Origin of the sequence: Actinomadura rubrobrunea NBRC 15275 (genome assembly GCF_001552235.1) — a bacterium.
Taxonomy (GTDB): Bacteria; Actinomycetota; Actinomycetes; order Streptosporangiales; family Streptosporangiaceae; genus Spirillospora; species Spirillospora viridilutea.
This window is the reverse complement of the sequence record NZ_BCQU01000076.1, coordinates 24204-30352: the sequence shown is the minus strand read 5'-3', so window position 1 is coordinate 30352 and position 6149 is coordinate 24204. Positions and strand designations below refer to the sequence as shown.

Below are 6149 nucleotides of genomic sequence, written 5' to 3'. Positions count from 1 at the left end.
GAGCCGTTCGGCGGACGCGGCCAGGTCGGCGGGGGCGAGAGCGCCGTCCGCCGTGGCCGCGGCGTGGGCGGCGCTGGCGGCGCGCAGCTCGGCGAGCGCGGCGGCGCGGGACGGGTCGCGCGGCGGACGCACCGCGACGGGGCGCCGCGCCACGGCCCGGCGCCGCTCCTCGGCGAGCAGCGTCTCGCGCGCGGAACGCGCCAGCCGCAGCGCGAACCCGGCCAGCTCGTCGCCGAGCCCGGCCGCGTGCGACCGCAGGTCCAGCACGCTCATGATCTCGGCGTGCTCGGCGACCACCCGCAGGCCGGCCCACACCGCCGCGACCGTGCCGCGGCGGTCCCCGCGCGCCCAGCGGTCCAGCGCGGTGGCGTGCCAGGCGGCCGCGCGCAGCGCCGCCGGGCCGCGGCGGCGCGCCCGTTCCACCTCCGCGGGCAGGGCGCGGACCGGGCGGCCCAGTTCCAGGGACAGGCGCGCCGCGATGATCCACGCCTCGGCGGCCGCCTCCGCCCAGCCGCCCCGCGCCAGGCGCTCGGCGGTGGCGGTCGCCGTGCGCAGGAACACCGGCGAACGGTCGCCGCCCGCCCAGCGCGCCCGCAGCAGGAGGGCCTCGGCGGCCAGCGTCCACCCGGGGCGCTCCTGGGCGGCGAACGCGGCCCGGGCCCGTTCGGCGGTGGCGGCCGCCCGTTCGGGGTCCCCGTCGGCCAGCTCGGCGTGGGCGAGCAGCAGCAGCCCGTCCGCGGCGTCGCAGGCGTAGCCGCGCCGCGCCGCGTCGGCGAGGGTCTGCTCCAGCAGCGGTCGGGCCTCGCCGGGCAGACCCGCGGTGATCAGCGTCTCGGCCCGGTCGAGGCGCACCTGGGCCAGCCGCTCGCCCGTCAGGTCGGCCTCGGCGACCTCGTACAGGCGCAGGGCCAGCGGCACGTCGCCCTTGCGGGACGCCACGAACGCCAGATTGCCCCGGGCCATCGCCGCCTGGTGCCGCAGCCCGGCCCGCTCCGCGACCTCCACGGCTTCGGTGAGCGCGGACTCCGCGGGCCCCAGGTCGCCTCTCAGCGCGCGGGCCAGGCCCAGGTTGGTCAGCAACCCGGCCAGCGCGGCGGGGTCCTCGCCCGAGCGCAGCCGCGGGATGGCGGCGAGCGCCTCGTCGAGACGGCCCGCCCTGGCCAGCGCGCAGGCCCGGTTGGCGGTGAGGCGCGCGGCGTCGGCTCCCCGCAGGAGCGGCTCGGCGCGGTCGGCGGCGGCGAGGGCCCCCGCCAGATCCCCGCGCGCGGCCAGCAGGCCCACGAGCGTCATCCGCACCTGGGCCTCCTGGTAGGGCAGGCCCGCGGCCGTCTCCAACGCCGTGGTGAGGAGTTCGATCCCCTCGTTCAGACGCCCCAGCTCCTTGGCGGCGAGCGCGGCGGCCCGCAGCGCCGTGACACGGGCCGCCGCGTCGCGCTGCGTCTGCAGGGCCGCCAGCGCCGTCGCATAGGCGCGTTCGGGCTCCGACGCCGCCAGCCGCAGCAGGTCGGTCACAGGCGCACCCAGCTGGTGACGACGCTGACGCCGTCGGGCAGCCGGAACAGCAGGCTGACCGGACCGCCGGGCACGCCGTCGACCACGAACTGCCCCGCCGCGTCGGTCCGGGACGGCAGCTCGCCGCCCGGATGCCGCACGCGCACCGAGGCGGCGGCGGGAGGCAGGAGGCGGCCGACGACGCGGCGGCCGCCGGTCTCCTCCGCCACCTCGATCTGCACGCTCACGTCGCCGCCCGTGAAGCTGAGCAGGCGCGGCCCGCCGCCGCGGCGCAGCCCCGTCCGTTCCGGGAGGGCGTCGCCGACGAGCTCCAGCAGCGCGGCGCCGGGGTCGCGCCATCGGAACGCGGCCCGCGCCCCCGCCAGCACGTCCGGCGGAGTCGGGTCGACGGCGTCGAACACCGCCCGCACCGCCGTCAGAATCTCCTGTTCGTTCATCCCGTCAGAAGTCGTCTCCCAGACGGCGGCGCAGGGCGGACAGGCAGCGCGCCCGGGTGGGGCCGACGCTGCCCACGGGGATGCCGAGGGCCGCCGCCGCGTCCGCGTAGCTGGGGGACGCGGCGAACAGCCGCAGCAGCCGCCTGCATCGTTCCGGCAGTTCCTCCAGCGCCCTCGCGACGCGTCCGAGGCGTTCCCGGGTGCCGTAGACGCGCTCCGGTGAACGCTCGACCGCGGGCTGCCGCCGCTCGGCCGCTGCGGGCGGCCACTGCGCCGCCCGCAGCCGCGCGCGTTCGGCCTCCCGGGCGGTGGTGACGGCGAGCCACGCGCCCACCCGCCCCGGGTCCCGCAACCCGCTCAGACGCTCGACGAGGCGCAGCCACACGGTCTGCACCACGTCGGCGGCGTCGGGCCGGGACAGGCCGTGGGAGCGGGCGATGGCCCACAGCATGCCGGTGTAGCGCCGGGTCAGCGCCGCCCAAGCGTCGCCGTCGCCGTCACAGGCCCGTCTCACGAGCTCCTCGCTCGACGCGGCGTCCGCCGCTCGGGACGGTGCCAACGGCACGGACGGCTCGGGCGGCGCCGACGCTCCCCTAGACGCCGACGGGCTCACGCTGGACCTCGTCCCGTGATTGCGGCATGACGACCACGCCGAGGTCGGGAAGGGTGCGGGCGTCCGCCGGGCTCAGCACGCGCTCCGCCGCCTCGGCCGCCGACACGTCCTCCTGGGCGGCCAGATCGGCGATCATCCCGGCCACGGCGGGGGCGGCGAACGACGTCCCGCTCCACGTCGCGTAGCCGTCGAACTCGCCGAACCGGACGAAGCAGCTGGCGACGTCCACACCGGGCGCGCACGCGTCCACCCACCAGCCGTAGTTGGAGAACCAGGCGCGGTCGGCGCGGCCCCGCCGGGTGTCGAGGGCGGCCACCGAGATCACCGATTTCATCGCGGCGGGCCAGAACGGCCGGTCGCCGCCGGTGTTGCCCGCGCACGCCACCACCACGGGGCGGCGCCGCGACGACCGCAACCGCGCCAGCGCGCGCGACACCACGGGGGAGGGGCGGTCGTCGTAGGTGTGGCACCCCAGCGACAGGTTCACCACGTCGGCGCCGCCCCACGCGGCCAGCCGGGCCAGCGCCCGCACCACGTCCAGCTCGTCGCCTATGCCGTCGCCGCCCAGCACCCGCATCGCGCGGATGCGGGCCGACGGCGCGTGCTGCAGCACCACGCCCGCGATGAACGTGCCGTGCCCCGCCTGCGCGTCCAGTTCGCAGTCCAGGTCGGCGTCGAGCACCTCGGCCGCGTCGTCGCCGTGCTCGGCGTACCAGTCGGTCGTCTCGTACCAGGGGTGAGGGGACAGGCCGGTGTCGAGCACGGCCACCGTCGTCTCCCGCGCGGCGAGACGCGGACTGGGAGCGGGGACAGGGGCCGCGACCCGGGGCAGGTCGGCGGGACCCGACCACCACATCGGCTGGCCCTGCACCAGGTGGTTGGGGGCGACGGCCAGCTCCCGGTGGCGGCGGTCGCCGGCCACCTGGGACGCCAGCTCGCACACGTCCACGCGCGCCGCCGGACGCAGGCGCATGCGGTGGACACCGTGGTCGTCCTCGCCGGAGTCGTGCCAGCGGCGGATGAGATCCGCCACGACGGGGGCGTCCTGGGGCGCGACGAGCAGCTGGTCGCGCCGGATCAGGGCGGGGCGTCCCGGCACCGCCTCGACCACGACGGCGTCGTCGTGCCGGGCGAGCAGACGTTCGAGGCAGGAATCTTGGTCGAACATTTAACCGAGTGTGCCGTAGCGAGCACTTTCTGTCACTGAAATCTGACGGAGTGGCGTTCACCCCGCGGGAGTGCCTTACTGGAGGAGTGATCGGACGTCGGCAGACCCGTCCCCGGCGGAGCTCCGAGGCACCGCGCCGCCGGATGCCGACGTGGGCGACGCGACCCCGCGCGGCCGCCCTCCTCGCAGGGGCGGTGACGCTGGTCGTCTTCCCCCGGGCCGACCTGAGCTGGCTGGCGTGGGTGGTGCTCGTCCCGGGGATCGCGCTGATGAGCCGGGCTCCGACCGTGCGGGAGGCGGCGCTGCGCGGCTGGTGGTTCGGCGCCGGCTTCTTGATCGCCGCGCTCTACTGGACGCTCCCCAACATCGGCCCGGGGCTGCTGCTCGTCGCACTGGCGTTCGGCGCGATGTGGGCGGGATGGGGAGTCGCGATCAAACGGCTCGTGCCCGGGCATCCCGTCCTGGCACTGATCGTGGTGCCCAGCGTCTGGCTGGTCATCGAACTGGTGCGGTCCTGGCCGCGCCTGGGCGGCCCGTGGGCGCTGCTGGGCGCGTCCCAGTGGCGGCACCCGACGGTGCTGGCCCTGGCGGCGGTCGGCGGCGTCTGGCTGGTGTCGTTCGCGCTCGTCGCCGTCAACACGGCCGTGGCGCTCGCCCTGCTGCTGCCGCGCGCCCGCGCGGCTCTGCTCGCCACCGCCGTGGCGATCGGGCTGGCCGGTCCCGTGGTGTTCGCGCTCCGGTCCGCTCCGCCCGCCGAGCGCACCGTCCGCGTCGCGCTGGTGCAGCCCGGGGTCGTCCACCGGCCCGGGCCGCGGCTGGCGGCGGGCGAGCGCATCACCGCCGGGCTGCCGCCGGTCGACCTGATCGTCTGGGGGGAGAGCAGCGTCGGCTTCGACCTGGCCCGGCGGCCCGACGTCGCCGCCCGCCTCACCGCCCTGGCCGCGCGCGGCGACCTGCTGGTGAACGAGGACGCGCGCGACGCCTCCGGCCGCATCTCCAAGAGCACGGTCCTCATCGGACGCGATGGACCCGAGGGCCGGTACGTCAAGACGCGGCTCGTGCCGTTCGGCGAGTACATTCCGCTGCGCCCGGTGTTCGGCTGGCTGACCCGGGTCAGCCGGGCCGCGGGCGAGGACCGCGTCCCCGGCACCGGCACCGCCGTCCTGCGCGCCGGCGGGGCGACCGTCGGGCCGTTGATCTGCTTCGAGTCCGCCTTCCCCGACCTCGGCCGCGCCGTGGTGCGGCGCGGCGCCCAGATCGTGGTCTACCAGTCGTCCACCTCGACCTTCCAGGGCAGCTGGGCGCCGCCGCAGCACGCCGCGCTCGCCGCCGTCCGCGCCGCCGAGACCGGGCGTCCCGCCGTGCAGACCGCCCTCACCGGCGTCTCCGCCGCCTTCGACGCGCAGGGCAGGCGGCTCGCCTGGCTGGACACCGACCGCCGCGGCGCCGTCGTCGTCGCGCTGCGGGTGCCGCCCGCCGCGGCCCGCACCCCGTACGACCGCTACGGCGATTACACGGGCCGCCTCGCCGTGCTGGTGACCGCCGCCGCGGCGCTGGCCGCCGTCCGCCGCCCGCCTCCCGACGGCGCCCCGCGCGGGCGACCGATTCGTCCGCTGTCGCGGCGCTTGCGCGTCCCGGCCGCGCGGGCGCATCGCTTCGGCAAACCGCGGTCACGCAGTGGTGTCTCGGGTGTCGATGATGCAGAATGATTGACGCGGAACGCGTCCTGGGGCTTACGAGGCCGTAGGGGAAGACGAGCCTCGGTACAGATCCAGGAGGTCCGGTGACCGCACGTGGCGTTTTCTACGTCCACTCCGCGCCGCCTGCGCTCAGCCCGCACATCGAGTGGGCCGTCGCAGGCGTTCTCGGCGTGCCCGTTTCTCTGGAATGGGCCGACCAGGCAGCCGCCCCGGGGACGCTGCGCGCCGAACTCCATTGGGAGGGTCGGCCCGGCACCGCGGCGGCGATCACGTCCGCCCTGCGCAACTGGAAGCTGCTGCGATTCGAGGTCACCGAGGACGCCACGCCCGGGTGCGACGGCGTCCGCTACAGCTTCACCCCGTCCCTCGGAGTGTTCACGGCCGTGATCGGAGCCAACGGCGACATCATGATCCCGGAGGACCGGCTGCGCGCCGTCATGGCCAACGCCGCCGTCGGCAAGACCACGCTCGAACACGAGCTGGAGCGCCTGCTCGGCACCCCCTGGGACAACGAGCTGGAGCCCTTCCGGCGCGCGGGCGACGGCGCGCCCGTCCGCTGGCTCCACGCCGCCGTGTGACCCCACACGCCGGGCATCGTCTTCCCGACGCGCGGCCCGCTCCGACCACGGGAGCAGCCGCGCGTCGCTCTTTCCGGCCAGTCTTCCGTCGGGGACGGGCACGGCGGCCCCGTTCCCCGACGTCCTCGACGGGGCTCCGGG

5 protein-coding genes and 1 pseudogene are annotated in these 6149 nt (G+C 76.8%); 2 read left to right on the top strand and 4 right to left on the bottom strand.

All coding sequences use genetic code 11. The features are described from left to right. The 4 genes and pseudogenes from AR3_RS21610 to AR3_RS21595 form a co-directional block, all read right to left on the bottom strand. Positions 1-1512, bottom strand: a pseudogene (locus AR3_RS21610) (hypothetical protein); the annotation flags it as partial. Then, positions 1509-1949: a hypothetical protein gene (locus tag AR3_RS21605; RefSeq protein ID WP_067916272.1), complete on the bottom strand. Its 441-nt coding sequence runs from the start codon at positions 1947-1949 to the stop codon at positions 1509-1511. The gene AR3_RS21605 and the pseudogene AR3_RS21610, both read right to left, overlap by 4 nt. Before the next feature lie 4 nt (positions 1950-1953). Then, the gene (locus AR3_RS21600) at positions 1954-2463 is read right to left on the bottom strand and encodes an RNA polymerase sigma factor (RefSeq protein ID WP_227023307.1); all 510 of its coding nucleotides are present in this window, start codon (positions 2461-2463) and stop codon (positions 1954-1956) included. 79 nt (positions 2464-2542) lie between these two features. Continuing rightward, positions 2543-3730 (bottom strand): S8 family peptidase, encoded by a 1188-nt coding sequence (locus AR3_RS21595; RefSeq protein ID WP_067916268.1) that lies wholly within the window; start codon positions 3728-3730, stop codon positions 2543-2545. 194 nt (positions 3731-3924) lie between these two features. Between AR3_RS21595 and lnt the strand changes: the two genes are divergently transcribed. After that, complete coding sequence (gene lnt / locus AR3_RS21590) at positions 3925-5439, top strand: apolipoprotein N-acyltransferase (RefSeq protein ID WP_217998687.1); 1515 nt, start codon at positions 3925-3927, stop codon at positions 5437-5439. Positions 5440-5513: 74 nt separating this feature from the next. Next, complete coding sequence (locus tag AR3_RS21585) at positions 5514-6008, top strand: DUF3145 domain-containing protein (RefSeq protein WP_067916266.1); 495 nt, start codon at positions 5514-5516, stop codon at positions 6006-6008. Positions 6009-6149 lie beyond the last annotated feature (141 nt).